This window comes from Micromonospora sp. U56, assembly GCF_018070095.1.
Lineage (GTDB): Bacteria > Actinomycetota > Actinomycetes > Mycobacteriales > Micromonosporaceae > Micromonospora > Micromonospora purpureochromogenes.
The window spans coordinates 1-17015 of record NZ_JAGPYL010000025.1; the positions used below are offsets into that span (position 1 = coordinate 1).

Consider the following 17015-nt stretch of genomic DNA (forward strand, 5'->3'; position numbering starts at 1 on the left):
CCGGACCGGCGCCGCCCACCCGACACCGCAGGTCAGACCGGATATCCAGGCGGCGACCATCGACCTCGATCCGGACATCCGGCACTGAACCGGCGGACGGGTGGCCTCCTGCCCAGGCGCCTACCGACGGCCGACCGACACCCTCGCTCACAGCTCGCGGGCCGGTTGGTCAGGTCTCCGCTGGGAGACATGTTCGTGGTGAGCGATATGCCTGTGAGCCATAAATATGCCTCAGAGTCATATCGCTCACCGGCCCATCGACCGGTCATGCACTACTGGCAGTAGCCGATCGCCGTGTTGCCGTTGCCGGTCGGCGGCCCTCGGCGTGCCGGTCGCCGATTGGCCCAGCCGATCACCCTGAAATCGGCTCTCACACTGGGCCGCTCCACCGGCCAGGATCGAAGGACGACAAAGATCCTGGAAGGACCGGAACGACGATGACGACGGCCGACATGTGGTTCGACCCGCGCTGCCCCTGGGCCTGGAACGCCTCCCGCTGGCTGCTGGAGGTGGAACAGGTCCGCGCGGTCGAGGTGCGTTTTCACGTGATGAGCCTCAGCGTGCTCAACGAGGGTCGCGAGGGGTTGGAGGAGTGGTACCGGGAGTGGTTGAAGCCCGGCATGGGCCCGGTGCGGGTCGTGGTGGCGGCGGAGATGAAGGCCGGCCCGGAGGTGCTGCGGGACCTCTACACCGCGCTGGGCAACCGGATCCACCACGACCGGGCGCCGATCGGGCCCGACCTCTACCGGGCGGCGCTGGCCGAGGTGGGGCTGCCCGTCGAGCTGGCCGACGCAGCCGACTCCACCGTGTACGACGCGGCGCTGCTGGCCAGCCACCACGCCGGCCTGGAACCGGTCGGCGAGGACCTCGGCACCCCGACCATCCACGTCACCGACGACGCCGGCCGGCGCACCGCGTTCTTCGGGCCGGTGGTCGCGCCGATCCCGCGTGGTGAGGACGCCGGCCGGCTCTGGGACGGGGTGGTGCTGGTCGCCGGCACCGACGGGTTCTTCGAGCTGAAGCGGGCCCGGACCCGGCCGCCGATCGACCGCTGACCGTTCAGCCGAACGCCGCGGCGAAGGGGCCCCGGTTCGTCGGATCCGGCACCGCGAACACCACCAGGTCGAACCGGCCCGCGTACGGGCGGCCGGGCCCGAGCAGGTCGGCGAAGGCGGCGGCGACCTGGCGCGGGTCGTTGCGGAACACCCCGCAGCCCCAGGCGCCGAGCACCAGCCGCCGGTGTCCGTGCGCCAGCGCCACCCCGAGCACCCGCCCTGCGCGACGTCGCAGCACCCCGGGCAGGTCGACCGGCTCGCGCAGCGCACCGGCGTTCGGCGCCGCCGCGGTCAGGAAGGTCACCGGGTACGGCGCGATCAGCCGCCCCGAGTCGTCCCGGAACACCGCGACGTCGGGGGAGTGGATGACCCGGTCGGAGTAGACCGGGTCCGGCCGGGCCCGGTGGTACGCGTAGAACTCCGGCGCCGTCCGCAGGCTGGCGGCCAGGGCGGAGGACCGGGCCAGGCTCTCCTCCTGGGCGTGCGCGCCGGTGGCGTACCCGCCGCCGGGTTTCTTCGCGGAGGCGAAGTTGAGGCAGGCGACCCGGCCGTCGGCGGTGCCGGCGAGCCGGCGGGTGGCGGCGAGGCTCGTCTCGTCGGTGACCTCCACCGTGGACGGTCCCGCCGGGCCGGGCTCGGGCAGCGGCTCGTCGGGCAGGTGCAGGGTGGCGGCCGGTACCGGCCCGTACCGGCCCTCGGCGACGAGCCGGTCGGTCTCGGCGGCCAGCGCCGCCCGTTCGGTACGGTCCACCGGCCCATCATGCCGGCCCGGGCCGACTCCGGCCGCCCCGACCGTCCGCTCAGGTCAGCTCGACCGGCAGCGGCACCGGGCGCTTCGCCACCCGGTCGTCGCCCGAGGAGCGGCCGCGCAGGTGCCGGGCCAGCCACGGCAGCAGGTGCCACCGGGTCCAGGCCAGCTCGGTGCGGAGCACCTCGTGCCCGCGTCGCCGGGGTGCGACCGCCAGAGGTCGGGTCCACGAGTCGTCGTACCCGGGCAGGCCGGCGGTGTGCGCGAGCGCCGCGGCGATCCGCTCGTGGCCGGCGCTGTTGGCGTGCAGCCGGTCCTCGCTCCACAGCCGGGGGTCGGAGGCGACCGGGTGGGCGGCGAAGTCCAGCAGGGTGGCCCCGGTCTCGGCGGTGACCCGCCGCAGCGCCGCGTTGAGCATGACCACCCGGCCGCGCAGCGGGCGGGCCAGCGGCATCACCGGCACCGGATCGGGCAGCGTGAAGGTCAGCACGGTGGCGCCCTGGCCGACCAGCGCCCGCTGCATCGTCGCCACGTCCGCGGCGATCCGCCGCGCGTCGAACGAGGGCCGCAGCACGTCGTTCATGCCGGCCACCACCGTGCACAGGTCCGGCGCCAAATCGAGGGCCACCGGCAGTTGCTCGGCGAGGATGCGGGCGGTGGTCCGCCCCCGGATCGCCAGGTTGGCGTACTCCAGGCCGCCCTGCTCCCGGGCCACCGCCTCGGCGAACCGGTCCGCCCAGCCCCGGTAGCCGCCGGCGTCGTCCGGGTCGTCGAGCCCTTCGGTCGTGCTGTCGCCGATCGCGACGTACCGCTGCCACATCACGGTGGACAGCCTATGGGCGGCGGTGCCGCCGCCGTCCGCCGGGCGGGGCCGGTACGGGGCGCGCGCCTGGTTGTTCTCGCTGGACCGGGAGCTGGCCGCGCTCGCCGAGCGTGATCCGACCCTGATCCGGCCCTGATCCGGCTCGTCCTGTCTGCACCGGGTCTGGCGGAGGGCTCAGAGCCAGCCGGAGCGGCGGAAGAGCCGGTGCAGGACCACTGCGGCGGTCGCCATCAGCAGCAGGGCGCCGGCGTAGCCGTACCGCCAGGTCAGCTCGGGCATGTGGGTGAAGTTCATGCCGTACACGCCGGCCACGGCGGTCTGGGTGGCGGCGATCGCGGCCCACGCGGCGATCTTGCGCATGTCGTTGTTCTGGTCGACGGCGAGCTGCGCGAGCCGGGACTGGAGCACCGAGTTGAGCAGCTCGTCGTACGCGGCGACCCGCTCCACCGCGCGGCTCAGCCGGCCCTCGACGTCGACGAACCAGCGGCGCAGCCCCGGCGGCGGCCCACCGGCCCGGTCGGCGACCAGCACGCGCACCGGCTCCTGCAACGGCAGCACCGCCCGCTTGAACTCCACCACCTCCCGCTTGAGCTGGTAGATGTGCTGGATGTCGGCGCCCCGGTCGGGGGCGAAGACGCTCTCCTCGACGCGTTCCAGGTCCTTCTCCAGGTGGGCGGCGACCTCCAGGTACAGGTCGACCATTCGGGCGGCCACCGCGTACGCCACCGCCCACGGCCCCTCGGCCAGCATCGCCGGGCGGCTCTCGATGTCGTGCCGGACCGGGGTCAGGGCGCCGGAGGCGCCGTGCCGGACGGTGATGACGAACCGGTCGCCCAGGAAGACCATCACGTCCCCGGTGTCGATCACCTCGGAGGTCGCGGTCAGCTCGGCGTGCTCGACGTAGCTGGCGGTGCGCAGCACCAACAGGGTCACCCCGTCGTGCCGCTGCACGGTGGGCCGGTGCCCGTCGGCGAGCGCCTGCTCCACGACGAGTTCGTCGAGGCCGAAGGTGCGCCCGACCGCCGCCATCACCGCCGCGCCCGGGTCGTGCAGCCCCAGCCAGACGAAGGCGTTGCGGCCGCGCCGGGAGCGGGCGTACGCGTCGGCGTAGTGCGGGCGGCCGGACTCCCGGCGGCCGTTGACATACACCGCGCAGTCGACCACGGCGTCCGGATTGGACCGCCGCGGGGCCGGCGCGGACGCCTCGGCCTCGCGGCCGAGCACCCGGTCGACCAACGACCCCAGTCGCGGAATGAGCCGTGCCGCCACCGTCCACCTCCGCCGCCCTCGATCCGGGGGCCCACCGTAGTACGACGGAGCTCCCGCCGGTGGTGGTGGGTCAGGCCACGGCGGTGGCCCGCACGACGATGTTGTCGGAGTAGTCGCGGGAGCGCTCGTCGAAGCGTCCGCCGCAGGTCACCAGGCGCAGCCCCGCGCCCGGCCCGCCCGGTCCGTAGACCAGCGCGGTGGGAAAGCTCCGCTTCGGGTACGCCCCGACGCCGTCCACCGCGAACGTCACCGCCCGCCCGTCGGCGCGGGTGACCCGTACGGTGTCGCCGGGCCGCAGCCGCCCCAGGTTGAAGAAGACCGCCGGGCCGTCGCGGGTGTCCACGTGGCCGACGATCACGGCGTTGCCGGCCTCACCGGGGCTGACGCCGGGCCGGTACCAGCCGGCGACGGTGGGGCGGTCCAGCGGCGGCACCTCCAGGGTGCCGTTCGGGTCGCCGGCGACGGACACCAGGTCGGCGTGGACGCCGATGGCCGGGATGTCGATGCGGACCGGTTCCGAGCGGGGCAGCACCGGCCCGGGGGATCCGCTGCGGTCGGCGCCGCGCGCGCCCACGCCGGGCTGCGGCGGCCCCGCCGGCGACGCGGTGAGCCCCACCGTGATCAGGCTGAGTCCGGCGGCGCCGGCCACCGTCACCGCCGCCACCGACGCCCGGGTACGCGTGAACCACCTGCCGAGGGCCATCGCCTCACCTCCCGCGACACGGCGATGCGGTCGGGGTGCCCGTCCCGGTCGCGCCGGTGCGGGCACCCCGTCCTAGGGATGGTGTGAGGTACGGGTCAGGCGACGGGCGCGGCCGCTCGGCGTCGGCGGCGGACCATGACGGTCGCCCCGATCGCGGCGGCTCCGGCGAGCGCGCCGCCCGCGGCCAGCAGGCCGGTGGTGCTGTCATCGCCGCCGCCACCGGCCGGCGCCGCGCCGATCGGGGTGACGGTGAAGGTGGCGCTGCCCCCGGAACTGCCGTCACCGCACGTGGTGGTCACCGTGTAGGTGCCCAGGGTGAAGCCGGCGGTGAAGAGTTCCGCGCTCAGCCCGCCGCCCGCGGCGGCGGTGGTGGAGCGGACGTTCTGGTCCCGGTTCGGGCCGGTGACGCGGAAGATCGCGTCGCCCGCGTTCGGGTTGCAGGTGGTCGCGGTGAGTACGACCGTCCCGCCGACCGGTGTGGTGGCCGGTGACACGATGGTCTGCGCGAGCGCGGCGGCCGGGAGCAGAAGCGTGCCGAGTCCCACGCCGAGCGCCGTCGATACGAGAACTGACTGTGCCTTCATACGCGTCTTCCCTCACTTTTCGTCCGCTGTCTGCGTGGGACGTCGTTCGGGTGGCCAACTCCGTAACTAGCACCGGTGTGGCCAACACTAGGAGGGTTGGGCGTCGCGCCCGACGTAAATGAGAAATCTTCGTTGCCGTCACGAGTTTTACCTCGCGCCGGGGAGCTGCGGAAATGCCCGCACAGGACCGCCCACAACGCCCTTCCGGTCGTACCTGTTCGCGCCGGTCGTCCCGTTGCGACGAGAAGTGGGCTTCCGCGCTGGCCCGTCCCCCTGTGCGAAGAGCTGTCCGGCTCGGCCGGTTTCCGCGGCGGCCGGCCGCCCGGCGCGTCGCGGTCCTGCGCCTTCCAGCCCCCACCCCCACCCCCAGATGCGCGCAGTTTCAGAGAAAGAGTGGCCATTCCGGGCGCTGAGGCCACTGATTCTCGGAAAGTGCACCCGGCCGTCGGGTCGCGACGGGGTCGAACTGTCTTTCCGGACGGGGGCTGTTGCTGGCGTCCAGGCTCGTGTCGCTCCACTGTGGTCGACGGCGCGGGAGGTTCGGTGCGGCCGGATTCGAGGGCGGACGGTGTGCGGCCGGTGGGGCCCGGCGGCGCCAAGCGGCGGCCGGTGGCTCGCTCGGCCAGCGCCCGCCACAGGCCGCTGCGGAGTGGCGCGGAGTTATCTGGTGGACTGAGCTCGGGCTTCCCATGTGCTGACACTCCGGTGTGGACTCGAGGTCGGCGAGGGTGGGTCCGGAGGTCCCCGCCGGCTGTCCATTCCGTCAGCCTCGACCAGGACCCAGCATCCAGCTAGCCTCCTAGGATGGCCTACGGGTTGTGACGCATCCGGCTACCCGACGGTGCGCCGGAGGACGGGTCGGGCCTGCCGGGCGTTGCCAGGAACTACCGAGGTGGGCGTCGCCAGAACTGGCGTGGGGCGTACCCGTCGCGGCGCAGCCAGTGTTCGGTGTAGACGATCCGGTCGGCCTCGACGACGACCAGCGGTCCACTCGGTGGCTCGTCCAGCGACCGTCCCCGCTCCGCGTGGTCGGACTGCCAGCGCACCGTCGGCCACCAGTGCGCGAAGTCGGCGTCGCCCTCGTGCAGCACCCGGGCCTGCCCGAACAGTTGCGCGCCGCGGCTGCTGGCCTGCCCGACGAGCGGGGCGAACACCCCGACCGACACCCGTGGGTCGGCGGCGATGTTGCGCATCTTCGGCGAGGTGGCCGCGGCGGTGAACATGACCGCGAAGTCGAGGTGGAAATAGCGGACCGGGGTGGCCAGCGGGCCGTCCGGGCCGGCGGTGGCGAGCACGCACATGTTCTGCGACGACAGCAGGTTGAGGATCCGCTCGCCGAGGCGTTCGGGGTCCAGGCGGGCGGTGGGGGCGGGGCCGGCGAGCCAGGGGTTCGTGACGGGCATGGTGGATCGTCCCATGCCCGTCCCGGGCCCTCAGATCCGGTCGCGGACCCGCCCCGGTGCGGGACGAATCACCGCTTGCGCGCCTGGAGCGTGTACGTCTGCGCCAGCCGCCACGGCCGGTCGGCCAACCGCCACTCGCCGTCGGCGTCCTTGGTCTGCCGGCCGGGCAGCGCGTCCCAGGGCGCGCTGTCGTGCTCCTGGAGCATGGTGAGATCGAAGCCGGCGTCGAGCAGGGCGGTGACCACCTCGCCGAGGCCGTGGTTCCACTCGTGGGTGGTGTTGTGCCGGAACGTGGCCTCGGTGCTGACGTAGGTGCCCGGCTCCGCCCAGACCAGCGGTTCCGGCCGCTCGAAGTACGGGTGCTCCACCACCAGCAGCCCGTCCGGGTGGGTCTCGTCCAGCGCCCACAGCATCGGGTGGCCCTCGCGCAGGAACAGCCGGCCGCCGGGGCGTAGCAGCGCGGCGACCACGCCCGCCCAGCGGCGGATGTCGGGCAGCCAGCACAGCGCGCCGACGCCGGTGTAGACCAGGTCGAAGCCGCCCACGCCGAGCACCTCGGGCGCGTCGTAGACGTCGGCCTCGACGAAGTCCACGGCGGCGCCGGTCCGCCCGGCCAGGGCGCGGGCCTGGGCCAGCGAGGCGCCGGAGAAGTCCAGCCCGGTCATCCGCGCGCCGAGCCGGTGCAGCGAGACGGTGTCGGTGCCGATGTGGCACTGCAGGTGCACGCCGCGCAGACCGGTCACGTCGCCGAGGCGGGGCAGGTCGAAGCGGATCACCTCGCTCAGGTACGCCGGGTCGGCGGCGAAGCGCTCCACCGCGTAGTCGGGCGACGCGGCGTGGGCGGGGGCGCGCTCGTCCCAGTTGGCCCGGTTGAGGGTGCGGTAGTCGGTCACCGGCGAACCGTCGCACATCCCACCGCCGCCGCTCAACGGGGATTCGTCGCCGCCCGCAGGGCTGGTAGGTTGCCTCGCCGTGACGGCGCAGCGGTGGGACGGGCGGTTCGCGAAGCTGTGGGCGGCGAGCACCTTGTCGGCGCTGGGCAGCGGCATGGCGACCGTGGCGGCGCCGTTGTACGTGGCGGCGCGCACCGACGACCCGCTGGTGGTGTCCGCGGCGTCCGGGGTGGCGTGGCTGCCCTGGCTGCTGTTCGCGTTGCCGGGCGGGGTGTTGGCGGACCGGGTCGACCGGCGGCGGCTGATGGTCGTCATCGACTGGGTACGGGTGGCCGCCCTGGCGGTGCTGACCGGCGCGATGCTGACCGGCCGGGCCGGGGTGGTGCTGCTGTACGTGGTGCTCTTCGTGATCAACACGGGCGAGATCGTGTTCCGTTCGGCCAGCCAGGCGATGCTGCCGGCGGTGGTGCCCCGGGCCCGGTTGGAGCGGGCCAACGGCTGGCTGGGCGGCGGCACCACGCTGATGAACGGGATGCTGGCCGGTCCGCTCGGCGGGTTCCTCTTCCTCGTCGCCGAGAGCATCCCGTTCCTGGTCAACGCCGGCACGTACGCGCTCAGCGCGGTGCTCGTCGCGCTGGTTGCCGGGACGTACCGGGGTGGGGCCGACGCGGGGCGCCCGCCGGCGCGGTCGGTGCGGGCGGAGATCGGGGAGGGGTTCCGCTGGCTGTTGGGGCAGCGGCTGCTGCGCACCATGGCGGTGCTGATCGGGCTGCTCAACCTGACCCTCACCGCGGCGCTGGCGGTGCTGGTGCTGCTCGCCACCGACCGGCTGGGTCTGGACTCGGTCGGCTATGGGCTGCTCTTCACCTGCATGGCGGTGGGTGGGCTGCTCGGCGCGGTGGTCGGCGACCGGCTGGTCGCGGCGATCGGCGCGACCTGGACCATCCGGGTCGGGCTGCTGGTCGAGGCGGGCCTGCACCTGGCCCTGGCGGCGTCGACGAGCGCCTGGCTGATCGGCGGGGCGCTGTTCGCCTTCGGGGTGCACGGCGCGCTGTGGAACATGGTCGCGAACTCGCTGCGCCAGCGGCTGACCCCGGCGGCGTTGCAGGGGCGGGTCGGCGGCACGACGTTGTTCATCGCCGCCGGCGGCAACTGCGCGGGTGCCCTGCTCGGCGGCGTGATCGCCACGACGTTCGGACTGACCGCGCCGTACTGGGTGGGGTTCGTGGTGGCGGTGGCGGTGTCCGCGGCCACCTGGCGGGTGTTCGACCGGGCCACGGTCTCCGCCGCGTACGCCGATCCGGACGACCGGCAGCCGGTCGTCCGGATCGGTTGAGCGGTCAGCGGGCCGAGACGGGCAGCACCTCGCCCCGCTCCGCGGAGCGGTGCGCCAGCTCGATCAGTTCCACTGTGGCGACGGCGTCGCGCGGGTCGACCGGCATCGGGGTGCCGTCCCGCAGCGCCGCTGCCACCTGCGCGTAGAAGTCCTGGTAGCGGCCCGGGTCGGTGGGCACCGGGCGCAGGTCGCCGTCGACGCCGAGCCGGCCGTACCGTTCGGCGGGGACCTCACCCCAGCCCGGCGCGTCCGGGCGGCCCCCGGCGCGCAGCGCCTCCTCCTGCACGTCCAGGCCGTAGCTGGTCCAGCCGGCGTGGTCGCCGAGGACGCGCATTCGCGGACCGAGCTGCGCGGTCACGGCGCTCATCCAGAGGTGGGAGTGGACGCCGCCGGCGTGGGTGAGTGCCACGAAGGCGTCGTCGTCGACCTGGGCGTCGGGTCGCCGCCGGTCCACCTCGGCGTACACGCTGCGCACCGGCCCGAACAGCTGCACCGCCTGGTCGACGAGGTGGGCGCCGAGGTCGTAGAGGGCGCCGCCGGCCTCGCCGGGGGCCGCGCTCTCCCGCCAGCCCTCCTTGATCGCCGGCCGCCACCGCTCGAACCGGGACTCGAAGCGGAGGACCCGGCCCAGCTCACCCTCGGCGATCAGCCGGCGAGCGGTCAGGAAGTCGCCGTCCCAGCGGCGGTTCTGGAACACCGTCAGCGGCACGCCACGCCGGTCGGCCTCGTCGATGAGGCCGCGACCCTCCGCCGCCGTGGCGGCCAGCGGCTTGTCCACCACGACGGCCAGCCCGGCCGTGACGGCGGCCCGGGCCATCGGCACGTGCGTGCGGTTCGGCGTCGCCACCACGACCAGGTCGAGGCTGTCCGCGGACTCCCACAGCCGGTCGGCGTCGTCGAGGACGCGGGCGTCCGGGTGGTCCTTGCGGGCCTGCTCCTGCCGCTGCGGGTTGCCGGTGACGACGGCGTCCAGCCGCAGCCCGGGGGTCGCGGCGATCAGCGGGGCGTGGAAGACCTGGCCCGCCAGCCCGTATCCGAGCAGTCCGACCCGCAGTGGTGCCGGCGTGTTCGCCATGGTGTTCCCCCGGTTTCCCGTCCGTGCCCTGGTCGTTCCAGGTTGTGCCGGTACGAACCTACGCGCCGGCCCGGACCGGTGTGCCGCCCGGTCAGCGGGGAGTCGGCTCGGTCACCCAGCCGGCGACGAGGACCAGGCTGGTCGGGCGGTGCACCGCCAGGAAACCGAACGGGCGGTCGACGTCGAGGCTGACCCGCCGCGCCCGTACGCGGTGCCGGGGTGGCGCGGAGCCGGGTGCGATGGCGATGGCGGTGACCGCGGCGGCGCGGAAGCCGGTGGCGCTGAACTCGGCCGTGACGGTCTGCCGGGCCTGGGAGACGTAGAGCAGCGGGGCGATGCCGGGGAAGTTGTCCGCGTCGCGGCGGGTGGCGGCGGCGAGCCCGTACAGCTCGGCGCGGTCGAGCAGGTCGTGGTCGGCGTCGACGCGGAACGCGACGGTGTGCACGGCCAGGTGCGGCCGGTCGTCGACCGCCTCGACGGTCTCCTCGGTGACGCCGGGCCCGGCCGGGTGGGGCAGCGTCGGGCCGCCGCCGAGGGCGCGGATCGCGGCCGGCAGCACAGCGCCGGCCGGGCGCCCGGGGACGCCGAGGGCCAGCACCACGTCCACGTCCGCGTCACCGGCGACGGTCAGCAGGCTCACCGGTCCGGCCGGGGTGTCGGCCACCCGCAGCGTCCGGGGATCGCCGCCGTACCGGTGCAGACCGGTCAGCCGCCGGCCCTGCCAGGGGCCCTGCCGTGGCTCGCACCAGCCCTCCTGGAAGGGCGTCGCCCAGCCGGTCAGCACCGAGAGGGCGCTGGCCAGCACCAGCGCCGTGTCGGGGGTGACGGTGATCGGCATCTTCTGGATCTGCCCGTCGGTGTGGGTGGACGCCCAGCGGTCCAGCACGGGCTCGTCCACGGCCCGGTCGCCGGTCAGCTCACCCCGCATCGACGCGGGGACCGCGCGCAGCCAGGCCGGGTTCAGTCGCAGCTCGCGTCGGGCCCAGAAGCCCAGCGCCAGCCGGGTGGTGGGGGAGGTGGCCAGGTCGTAGGGGGTGGCGTCGGGGGCGACGGCGGTCAGCTCGTCGCGGGCCGGGCCGGCCGCGTGTCGGGCGAGCAGGGCCAGCAGCGGGTACGCCCCGGCGCCGGACAGGACGGTCTGCCGGTCGTCGATCAGGGCGGCCCAGCGGGCGGTGAGGGCGTTGGCGGGGGTGCTGCTCATGCCGTGGCACCGTACCGGCCGGGCGGTGCGCCGTGGGGGCTCCGCCCGGCGGGGGCCGGGGGCTGCCAACTGTTGCGGCCGGGTGGTGGCGTATGCCCGGGTGTCGTCGGCTGACCAGCGTGATGACCTGGAGCGGCAGGCCGGGCGGGTGGTGACTGGCGCGACCGAGCGGGGCCTGTCGGTCGACCAGGTTGCCGCTGCACGCCCACAGATTCACCTGCGATCCGTGCGGCCTTGTCCTGGATCGGGACGTCAACGCCGCCCGCAACCTCGCCCAGCTCGTGGTCGCCGGGAGTGGCCCGGAGACCGTAAACGGACGTGGAGCCGACCGTAAGACCCGCCTCGGTGGGCCGGTGGCGACGAAGCGTCAACCCGGCACCGCCCCGGCGGGCAAGACCGGGACCGTCGTCCGGCAACGGACGACTGCGAGGCGTGAGCTTACTCATGCTCACTGACTCGCAACGGTGTGACAGCGTGGTCGGGTGGACAACGTCGACCTGGCCGTCGTCGGCGGTGGCGGCGCCGGTTCCCTGGTCCTCGCCGCGCTGGACCGGCACGACGTGCGTGGGCTGCGGATCGCCGTGGTGGACCCGGTGCGCAAGCGCGGCCAGGACCGCACCTGGGCGTTCTGGGGTACGCCCGGCACCGACCTGGAGCCGATGCTCAGCGCGAGCTGGCGGCAGGTGGAGGTGACCACGCCGGCCGGGCGGCGCCGGCTCGACCTCGCCCCGCTGCGGTACGCGATGCTGCCCTCCGCCCCGGTCTACGAGAGGGCCGCCGAGGCGGAGCGGCGCCTCGGCGCCACCCGGGTCGACGCGGCGGTCGGCGCCCTCGACGACGCCGGCGGGTCGGTGACCGTGCGGGACGCCGACGGCGCGGCGCTGCTGCGGGCTCGGTGGGTGCTGGACTCCCGCCCCCGGCCGCCCCGGCGGGCGGGGCGGACGAGCTGGTTGCAGCACTTCCGGGGCTGGTGGCTGGAGTCGGCCGGGCCGGTGTTCGACCCGGGCCGGGCGGTGCTGATGGACTTCCGCACCCCGCAGCCGGCGCGGGGTGTCTCCTTCGGCTACGTGCTGCCGGTCAGCGACCGGTACGCCCTGGTCGAGTACACCGAGTTCTCCCCGCGACGGCTGACCGACGCCGGCTACGACGCCGCGTTGCGCGGCTACGCCCACCTGCTCGGCCTCGACCTGACCGCGCTCACTGTCCGGGAGGTGGAGGACGGGGTGATCCCGATGACCGACGCCCCGTTCGAGCGCCGGCCGTCGCCGCGGGTGGTGCGGCTGGGCACCGCCGGCGGAGCCACCCGGCCGTCGACCGGGTTCACCTTCTCGGCCATGCACCGGCAGGCCGAGGACGTGGCCCGGGCGCTGGCCGCCGGCCGGGCCCCCGTGCCCCGGCCGGCGTACCCCCGTCGGCACCTGTGGATGGACGCCGTCGCGCTGCGGGCGCTGGACTGCGGGGCGGTCGGCGGCCCGGAGTTCTTCGACCGGCTCTTCGACCGCAACCCGGCGCAGCGGGTGCTGCGTTTCCTCGACGGCGCCACCACCCCGGCGGAGGACCTGGCGGTGATGCGGTCCAGTCCGCTGCTGCCGATGACCTCGGCGGTGGTCGGTGACGCCGTCGGCCGGCTGCGCGCCCGGCTGTGGCCCCAGCCGGGACCCGTCGGTACGGCCCCGGACCGGGCGGGTCAGACCGGCTCGTAGGTCGCGATCACCACCCCGGTGACGGTGGTGCCGCTGCCCACCGGGCCGCTTCCGTCGCCGGTCTTCGGCCGGTACGGTCACCCGGGCGCGACCGGCCGGGACGGTCGGGAACGGGGGCGGACGTGCGGCGCGGACACCTGATCGGGCTGGTCGCCGCGACGGTGGCCGTCGCGCTGCTCTGCTGCGGCGGACTCGTGGCCGGCAGCGCGTTCCTGCTGCTGCGCCCGGAGAACGCCCACGCCGTCGCCTACGCCGACCAGCTGACCGTCGGCCAGGGCTACCGGCAGCTCGCCGACTCCGACTGGAGCGACGGGACCTGCGGCTGCAACCTGCTCCGGTCGTTCGTCGGCCCTGCCGACGTCGATCCGGTGGCCGTCTTCACCGGCGGGGGACTGGTCCTCGCGCCCGACACGCGTGTGGTCGACCGGTTCTGGGAATATCTCGCCGCGGGCGAGGGCCGCAGCCCGGAGTCCGGCACCTGCCGGGTCATCGTCGAGCGGCTGCGGCACGGGGAGACCCTGGGCCACCACGAGGAAAGGCTCTCCTGGGCCGAGGTCGACGGCTGGTACGCCGGGTCGCTCGATGTGCTCCAACTTTTCGTCGACTGCGAACAGGACCACGGCGGGATGTGGTGACGCGGAGGCGCCGGGACCGGCCGCCCGGGCCGCCGCCCGCCCGTACCGGTAGGTTCTGCGGCATGGTGGACGCGGGGACCGGCAGGGTCGTGGAGGTCTGGACCGACGGGGCCTGCAGCGGTAACCCCGGGCCGGGCGGCTGGGGCGCGCTGCTGCGCTACGGCAGCCACGAGCGGGAGATCTGCGGCGGCGAGGCCACCCCCACCACCAACAACCGGATGGAGCTGACCGCCGCCATCGAGGCGCTGGAGAGCCTGACCCGGCCGGTCACCGTCCGCCTGCACACCGACAGCACGTACGTGCGCAACGGCATTACCAGTTGGCTGGCCTCCTGGAAGCGCAACGGCTGGCTGACGGCGGCGAAGCAGCCGGTCAAGAACGCCGACCTGTGGCAGCGGCTGGAGGCGGCCTGCGCCCGGCACGAGGTGACCTGGCTGTGGGTCAAGGGGCACAACGGCCACCCGGAGAACGAGCGGGCGGACGCGCTGGCCAACAAGGGGATGACCGAGGCGCGGGCGGCGGCGCCGCTCAGCGCTCCGGCAGGCGCTCGCGCAGGGCGCTGACCAGGGCGATCTCGCGCCGGCCCGGTACGTCGTCGGGCCGGGCCGGACGCCGCCGGCCGGGCCCGACCCGGGTCGGGGCGCCGTGACTACTCCGTGGGGGGATTGACCGCCTCCTCCTGGGAGGGGTCGGTCGTGCCGGACACCGCGTCCACGTCGTAGCCGGCGCGGCTGGTGTCCCGAGCCGAGAGGTGCTCCTCGGCGGGCAGGTCCGCGAAGTCGTCGCCGGTGTCGTGCGTGCTGCGCAGCGAGTCGCCCGGCGGGCGCAGCGACGCCTCGTACGCGGGGGTGCCGTCCGGTTCGTCGGAGTCGGCCCGGTCGAAACGCTGTTCATCCGTCATACCGACCTACCTGCCCGTCTGGCCGGCCGGCAAACACGCCGGTCAGCGGCGGGGATCGCGCTTGCCCCGGCCGGTCGGGCCGGCCGCGGCGCGGGCCCCGCCCGGGCGGGGACGGCCGACCGGGGTGATGGCCAGCCCCGACCAGTGCGGCGGGTGGCGCAGCGCGGGCGGGAGCACGGTGCGCCGGTCGCCGCGGGCCGCGTCGAGCTGCGACTGGTGCAGGAACAACGCGCCGGACAGGTCCGCGCCGCGCAGGTCGGCGCCGCGCAGGTCCGCGCCCGTGAGGTCGGCCAGCCGCAGCCGCACCCCGCGCAGGTCCGCGCCGATCAGGCACGCGCCGCGCAGGTTCGCCCCCACCAGGTCCGCCCCGCGCAGGTCGACGCCGAGCAGCGCCGCGCCCCGCCGGTCGACGCCGTCGTGGCCGGCCCGGACCAGCTCGCTGGCCCGCACCAGCAGCGGGTTCATCCGCCCCCGGTACGCGTCGACGTCCACGTCGCGCAGCGCGTCGGCGCCGCCGGCGGTGCGGCCTCGGGTCTCGTCCACGGCCGCCCGCAGCTCGTCGCGCAGCGCCCCCGCCGGGGTCAGCGCCAGCGCCTCGGTGAGATACCAGAGCAGCTCGTGCAGCGGGCGCACCACGGCGAAGGTGGTGAACATGGCCGACGCCGTCGCCGGGTCGTCCCGCCAGTCCCGCCCGCCGAAGGTGACCTGGGTGACGTGCTGGCCGGCGCCGAAGCAGTCGAAGACGGTGCAGCCGGGGAAGCCCCGCTCGCGCAGCTGCGGGTGGATGCCGCAGCGCGAGTCGGCGCCCAGGTTCGGGCAGGGCTGGCCGGCGGGCTTGTCCAGCGCGAAGTCCGCCGAGGCGGCGAAGGCCGGGGCGACGCAGCACAACCCGACGCAGCGGGCGCAGTCGGCGTGCAGCTCGGTGCCGCCTCGGGGTGTTTCGGACACGCTGACCGGTCTCCCACTGGTTGGTTCGGCTGCCGCCCGGGTCGCCCGAGCCGGCGTACCCCATTGTCCGCCAGCGGGGTGCCCGGGCCGCCCGGGGGAGGCGCTGATCGGTCTCGGCTTGCTCTCGTGACCGAAAGGCGCGACGCCCGTTCCCCAGGGACGGGCGCCGCGCCGATCCGGTCAGAAGGCGAACAAGGCGCCGGTGCCGCGCAGCAGCAGGCACCGGTTCTCGTACGACTTCGACCAGGTCACCGGCCGGTCCTGCCAGAACCCCCAGGCGTGGACCGTGACCGGCGCGTAGTCGAAGGTGCAGGGGCCCGGGTCGGCCGACAGGGCGGAGAGGTCGCCGTCGACGCGGGCCAGGGTGCGGCAGGCGGCGACCGCGTCGGGGTGGGTGCCGCCGGTCGGTCCGCAGACCAGCACGGCCGAGCGGTCCTCGGCGGTGCCGGGCCGGTCGATGTCGAGCAGCAGCACCGACGGGGTCTCCGGGCCGGATCGGGGTGCGGCCTGGGCGGCCTGGGGGAGCAGGGCCGCCTGCGCGGTCAGTACGGCGACGGCGAGGGCGGCCGCCGTGGCGGCGGCGCGTCGGGCGAAGGGCATCGTGGCGTCCTTCCGGTTGCGGCCCCGGGTCGGGGCCGGTGGACGGCCCGTCCGTCGTGTGGCCGGGCCGTCGAGAACCCTAGGTGGACGGTGTGAACGCGAAGCGTCACGATTTGTTACGCCACCTGACGTCCTCCGGAGGGCAGGTGTGACAACCTGCGCCGGCGCGCGCCGGGAGGGCGGTCGTCCGCCGCGACATGGTCTCCGGCCCGACCCATGAGTTGCCGCGGTGTTGCCGACCACCCGCGTGCGCCGGCCGCACGTCGTCGTCCGCCCCCGGTCGGCAGCCCGGACGCAGGGGTGACTCAGACCGAGCGCCAGTCGTCCGAGCGCAGGTGCGAGCCGGCCTGCGGGCCCATCAGCAGCATGCCGCCGTCCACCGGCCAGGACGCGCCGGTCACGTACGCCGCGGCGGGCGAGGCGAGCAGGGCCACCACCGCGGCGACCTCCCGCGCGTCGCCGGGCCGGCCCACCGGTACGCCCGGACGGTCCTCGGTGAACGGGTCGACGTCCTCCTGGCCGGTCATCGGGGTGGAGATCTCGCCGGGCGCCACCGCGTTGACGGTGATTCCGTCGGCGGCCAGCTCCTGCGCCATGACGCGGGTGAGCAGGCCCAGCCCGCCCTTCGCCGCGCAGTACGCGGCCGACCCGACCCGGGGCGCGTGCTCGTGCACGCTGGTGATGTTGACGATCCGGCCGCCCCGCCCGGCGGCGCGCATCCGCCGGGCCGCCCGCTGCGAGCAGAGGAACGGGCCGTCCAGGTCCACCGCGAGCACCTCGCGCCACTGCTCCCAGCCCATGTCGACGAACGGGACGGACGCCCCGGTGCCGGCGTTGTTCACCAGCACGCCGATCCCGGCGAGCCGGTCGGCCAGCGCGTCCACGACGGCGGCGGCCTCCGGCAGCCTGGTCAGGTCCAGCTCGGCGACCTCGCAGCGGCGGCCCAGGGCGCCGACCTCCGCGGCGGTGCGCTGCGCGCCCGCGCGGTCGCGATGCCAGGTGATGCCGATGTCGAAGCCGGCCTCGGCGAGGGCGACGGCGCAGGCCTTGCCGATGCCGGAGTCCGCGCCGGTGACGATGGCGACCTTCGGGTAGTTCTCGTATCGCTGGGGCATGCTGCCAGCACTACCCGGATCGG

General features: G+C 75.0%; 20 protein-coding genes. 7 read left to right on the forward strand and 13 right to left on the reverse strand.

From position 1 onward, the window contains the following. The first annotated feature begins 437 nt into the window (after window positions 1–437). Complete coding sequence (locus KBX37_RS11650; RefSeq protein WP_210775919.1) at window positions 438–1055, forward strand: disulfide bond formation protein DsbA; 618 nt, start codon at window positions 438–440, stop codon at window positions 1053–1055. 4 nt (window positions 1056–1059) lie between these two features. On the opposite strand, the gene KBX37_RS11655 is transcribed toward KBX37_RS11650, so the two are convergent. Continuing rightward, entirely contained in the window at window positions 1060–1806 is a 747-nt protein-coding gene (locus KBX37_RS11655) for a TIGR02452 family protein (RefSeq protein ID WP_210775920.1), read from the reverse strand. A gap of 49 nt (window positions 1807–1855) precedes the next feature. Beyond that, on the reverse strand, window positions 1856–2623 hold the full coding sequence (locus tag KBX37_RS11660) for an SGNH/GDSL hydrolase family protein (protein WP_247657708.1): 768 nt from the start codon (window positions 2621–2623) through the stop codon (window positions 1856–1858). 4 nt (window positions 2624–2627) lie between these two features. Between KBX37_RS11660 and KBX37_RS35210 the strand changes: the two genes are divergently transcribed. Next, a complete protein-coding gene (locus tag KBX37_RS35210) occupies window positions 2628–2762 on the forward strand; it encodes a hypothetical protein (RefSeq protein WP_256440255.1) in 135 nt (44 codons plus the stop codon). A 38-nt stretch (window positions 2763–2800) separates the two neighbouring features. Here the strand turns inward: KBX37_RS35210 and KBX37_RS11665 are convergent, their stop codons facing one another. From KBX37_RS11665 to KBX37_RS11685, 5 genes are all read right to left on the reverse strand, one after another. Continuing rightward, complete coding sequence (locus tag KBX37_RS11665) at window positions 2801–3895, reverse strand: magnesium and cobalt transport protein CorA (RefSeq protein ID WP_210775922.1); 1095 nt, start codon at window positions 3893–3895, stop codon at window positions 2801–2803. 70 nt (window positions 3896–3965) lie between these two features. Continuing rightward, window positions 3966–4598 carry a class F sortase gene (locus KBX37_RS11670; protein ID WP_210775923.1) on the reverse strand — a complete coding sequence of 211 codons (633 nt, stop codon included), beginning with the start codon at window positions 4596–4598 and terminating at the stop codon, window positions 3966–3968. Between the two features lie 95 nt (window positions 4599–4693). Continuing rightward, the gene (locus KBX37_RS11675; RefSeq protein WP_210775924.1) at window positions 4694–5182 is read right to left on the reverse strand and encodes a hypothetical protein; all 489 of its coding nucleotides are present in this window, start codon (window positions 5180–5182) and stop codon (window positions 4694–4696) included. Window positions 5183–6066: 884 nt separating this feature from the next. Further along, complete coding sequence (locus tag KBX37_RS11680; RefSeq protein ID WP_210775925.1) at window positions 6067–6585, reverse strand: pyridoxamine 5'-phosphate oxidase family protein; 519 nt, start codon at window positions 6583–6585, stop codon at window positions 6067–6069. 68 nt (window positions 6586–6653) lie between these two features. After that, window positions 6654–7478 carry a bifunctional 2-polyprenyl-6-hydroxyphenol methylase/3-demethylubiquinol 3-O-methyltransferase UbiG gene (locus tag KBX37_RS11685; protein WP_210775926.1) on the reverse strand — a complete coding sequence of 275 codons (825 nt, stop codon included), beginning with the start codon at window positions 7476–7478 and terminating at the stop codon, window positions 6654–6656. 79 nt (window positions 7479–7557) lie between these two features. Here KBX37_RS11685 and KBX37_RS11690 point away from each other — a divergent pair, with 79 nt between their 5' ends. Then, window positions 7558–8814 carry an MFS transporter gene (locus KBX37_RS11690; RefSeq protein ID WP_210775927.1) on the forward strand — a complete coding sequence of 419 codons (1257 nt, stop codon included), beginning with the start codon at window positions 7558–7560 and terminating at the stop codon, window positions 8812–8814. Between the two features lie 4 nt (window positions 8815–8818). Here the strand turns inward: KBX37_RS11690 and KBX37_RS11695 are convergent, their stop codons facing one another. Together KBX37_RS11695 and KBX37_RS11700 are read right to left on the reverse strand one after the other, a co-directional pair. After that, window positions 8819–9889 carry a Gfo/Idh/MocA family oxidoreductase gene (locus tag KBX37_RS11695; protein ID WP_210775928.1) on the reverse strand — a complete coding sequence of 357 codons (1071 nt, stop codon included), beginning with the start codon at window positions 9887–9889 and terminating at the stop codon, window positions 8819–8821. A gap of 91 nt (window positions 9890–9980) precedes the next feature. Further along, entirely contained in the window at window positions 9981–11090 is a 1110-nt protein-coding gene (locus KBX37_RS11700; RefSeq protein ID WP_210775929.1) for a serpin family protein, read from the reverse strand. Window positions 11091–11245: 155 nt separating this feature from the next. Between KBX37_RS11700 and KBX37_RS11705 the strand changes: the two genes are divergently transcribed. From KBX37_RS11705 to rnhA, 4 genes are all read left to right on the forward strand, one after another. Beyond that, on the forward strand, window positions 11246–11545 hold the full coding sequence (locus KBX37_RS11705; protein WP_305798105.1) for a zinc ribbon domain-containing protein: 300 nt from the start codon (window positions 11246–11248) through the stop codon (window positions 11543–11545). Between the two features lie 27 nt (window positions 11546–11572). Continuing rightward, the gene (locus KBX37_RS11710; protein ID WP_210775931.1) at window positions 11573–12793 is read left to right on the forward strand and encodes a lycopene cyclase family protein; all 1221 of its coding nucleotides are present in this window, start codon (window positions 11573–11575) and stop codon (window positions 12791–12793) included. Window positions 12794–12915: 122 nt separating this feature from the next. After that, window positions 12916–13428 carry a hypothetical protein gene (locus KBX37_RS11715; RefSeq protein WP_210775932.1) on the forward strand — a complete coding sequence of 171 codons (513 nt, stop codon included), beginning with the start codon at window positions 12916–12918 and terminating at the stop codon, window positions 13426–13428. A gap of 62 nt (window positions 13429–13490) precedes the next feature. After that, complete coding sequence (gene rnhA, locus KBX37_RS11720; protein WP_210775933.1) at window positions 13491–13991, forward strand: ribonuclease HI; 501 nt, start codon at window positions 13491–13493, stop codon at window positions 13989–13991. 86 nt (window positions 13992–14077) lie between these two features. Here rnhA and KBX37_RS11725 read toward each other — a convergent pair whose 3' ends face one another. The 4 genes from KBX37_RS11725 to KBX37_RS11740 form a co-directional block, all read right to left on the reverse strand. After that, a complete protein-coding gene (locus tag KBX37_RS11725) occupies window positions 14078–14329 on the reverse strand; it encodes a hypothetical protein (protein WP_210775934.1) in 252 nt (83 codons plus the stop codon). A 42-nt stretch (window positions 14330–14371) separates the two neighbouring features. Next, window positions 14372–15277: a pentapeptide repeat-containing protein gene (locus KBX37_RS11730; RefSeq protein WP_210775935.1), complete on the reverse strand. Its 906-nt coding sequence runs from the start codon at window positions 15275–15277 to the stop codon at window positions 14372–14374. A gap of 180 nt (window positions 15278–15457) precedes the next feature. After that, window positions 15458–15877 carry an SSI family serine proteinase inhibitor gene (locus KBX37_RS11735; protein WP_210775936.1) on the reverse strand — a complete coding sequence of 140 codons (420 nt, stop codon included), beginning with the start codon at window positions 15875–15877 and terminating at the stop codon, window positions 15458–15460. Window positions 15878–16182: 305 nt separating this feature from the next. After that, window positions 16183–16992 carry an SDR family oxidoreductase gene (locus KBX37_RS11740; protein WP_210775937.1) on the reverse strand — a complete coding sequence of 270 codons (810 nt, stop codon included), beginning with the start codon at window positions 16990–16992 and terminating at the stop codon, window positions 16183–16185. Window positions 16993–17015: the final 23 nt, after the last annotated feature.

Excerpts from the sequence above, each read along its gene's own strand:
- KBX37_RS11740 (WP_210775937.1), bottom strand. The coding sequence starts at position 16,992 with ATGCCCCAGCGATACGAGAACTACCCGAAGGTCGCCATCGTCACCGGC.
- KBX37_RS11660 (WP_247657708.1), bottom strand. The coding sequence starts at position 2,623 with ATGTGGCAGCGGTACGTCGCGATCGGCGACAGCACGACCGAAGGGCTC.
- KBX37_RS11650 (WP_210775919.1), top strand. The coding sequence starts at position 438 with ATGACGACGGCCGACATGTGGTTCGACCCGCGCTGCCCCTGGGCCTGG.
- KBX37_RS11675 (WP_210775924.1), bottom strand. The coding sequence starts at position 5,182 with ATGAAGGCACAGTCAGTTCTCGTATCGACGGCGCTCGGCGTGGGACTC.
- KBX37_RS11695 (WP_210775928.1), bottom strand. The coding sequence starts at position 9,889 with ATGGCGAACACGCCGGCACCACTGCGGGTCGGACTGCTCGGATACGGG.
- KBX37_RS11735 (WP_210775936.1), bottom strand. The coding sequence starts at position 15,877 with ATGCCCTTCGCCCGACGCGCCGCCGCCACGGCGGCCGCCCTCGCCGTC.
- KBX37_RS11725 (WP_210775934.1), bottom strand. The coding sequence starts at position 14,329 with ATGACGGATGAACAGCGTTTCGACCGGGCCGACTCCGACGAACCGGAC.
- rnhA (WP_210775933.1), top strand. The coding sequence starts at position 13,491 with ATGGTGGACGCGGGGACCGGCAGGGTCGTGGAGGTCTGGACCGACGGG.
- KBX37_RS11700 (WP_210775929.1), bottom strand. The coding sequence starts at position 11,090 with ATGAGCAGCACCCCCGCCAACGCCCTCACCGCCCGCTGGGCCGCCCTG.
- KBX37_RS11680 (WP_210775925.1), bottom strand. The coding sequence starts at position 6,585 with ATGCCCGTCACGAACCCCTGGCTCGCCGGCCCCGCCCCCACCGCCCGC.
- KBX37_RS11670 (WP_210775923.1), bottom strand. The coding sequence starts at position 4,598 with ATGGCCCTCGGCAGGTGGTTCACGCGTACCCGGGCGTCGGTGGCGGCG.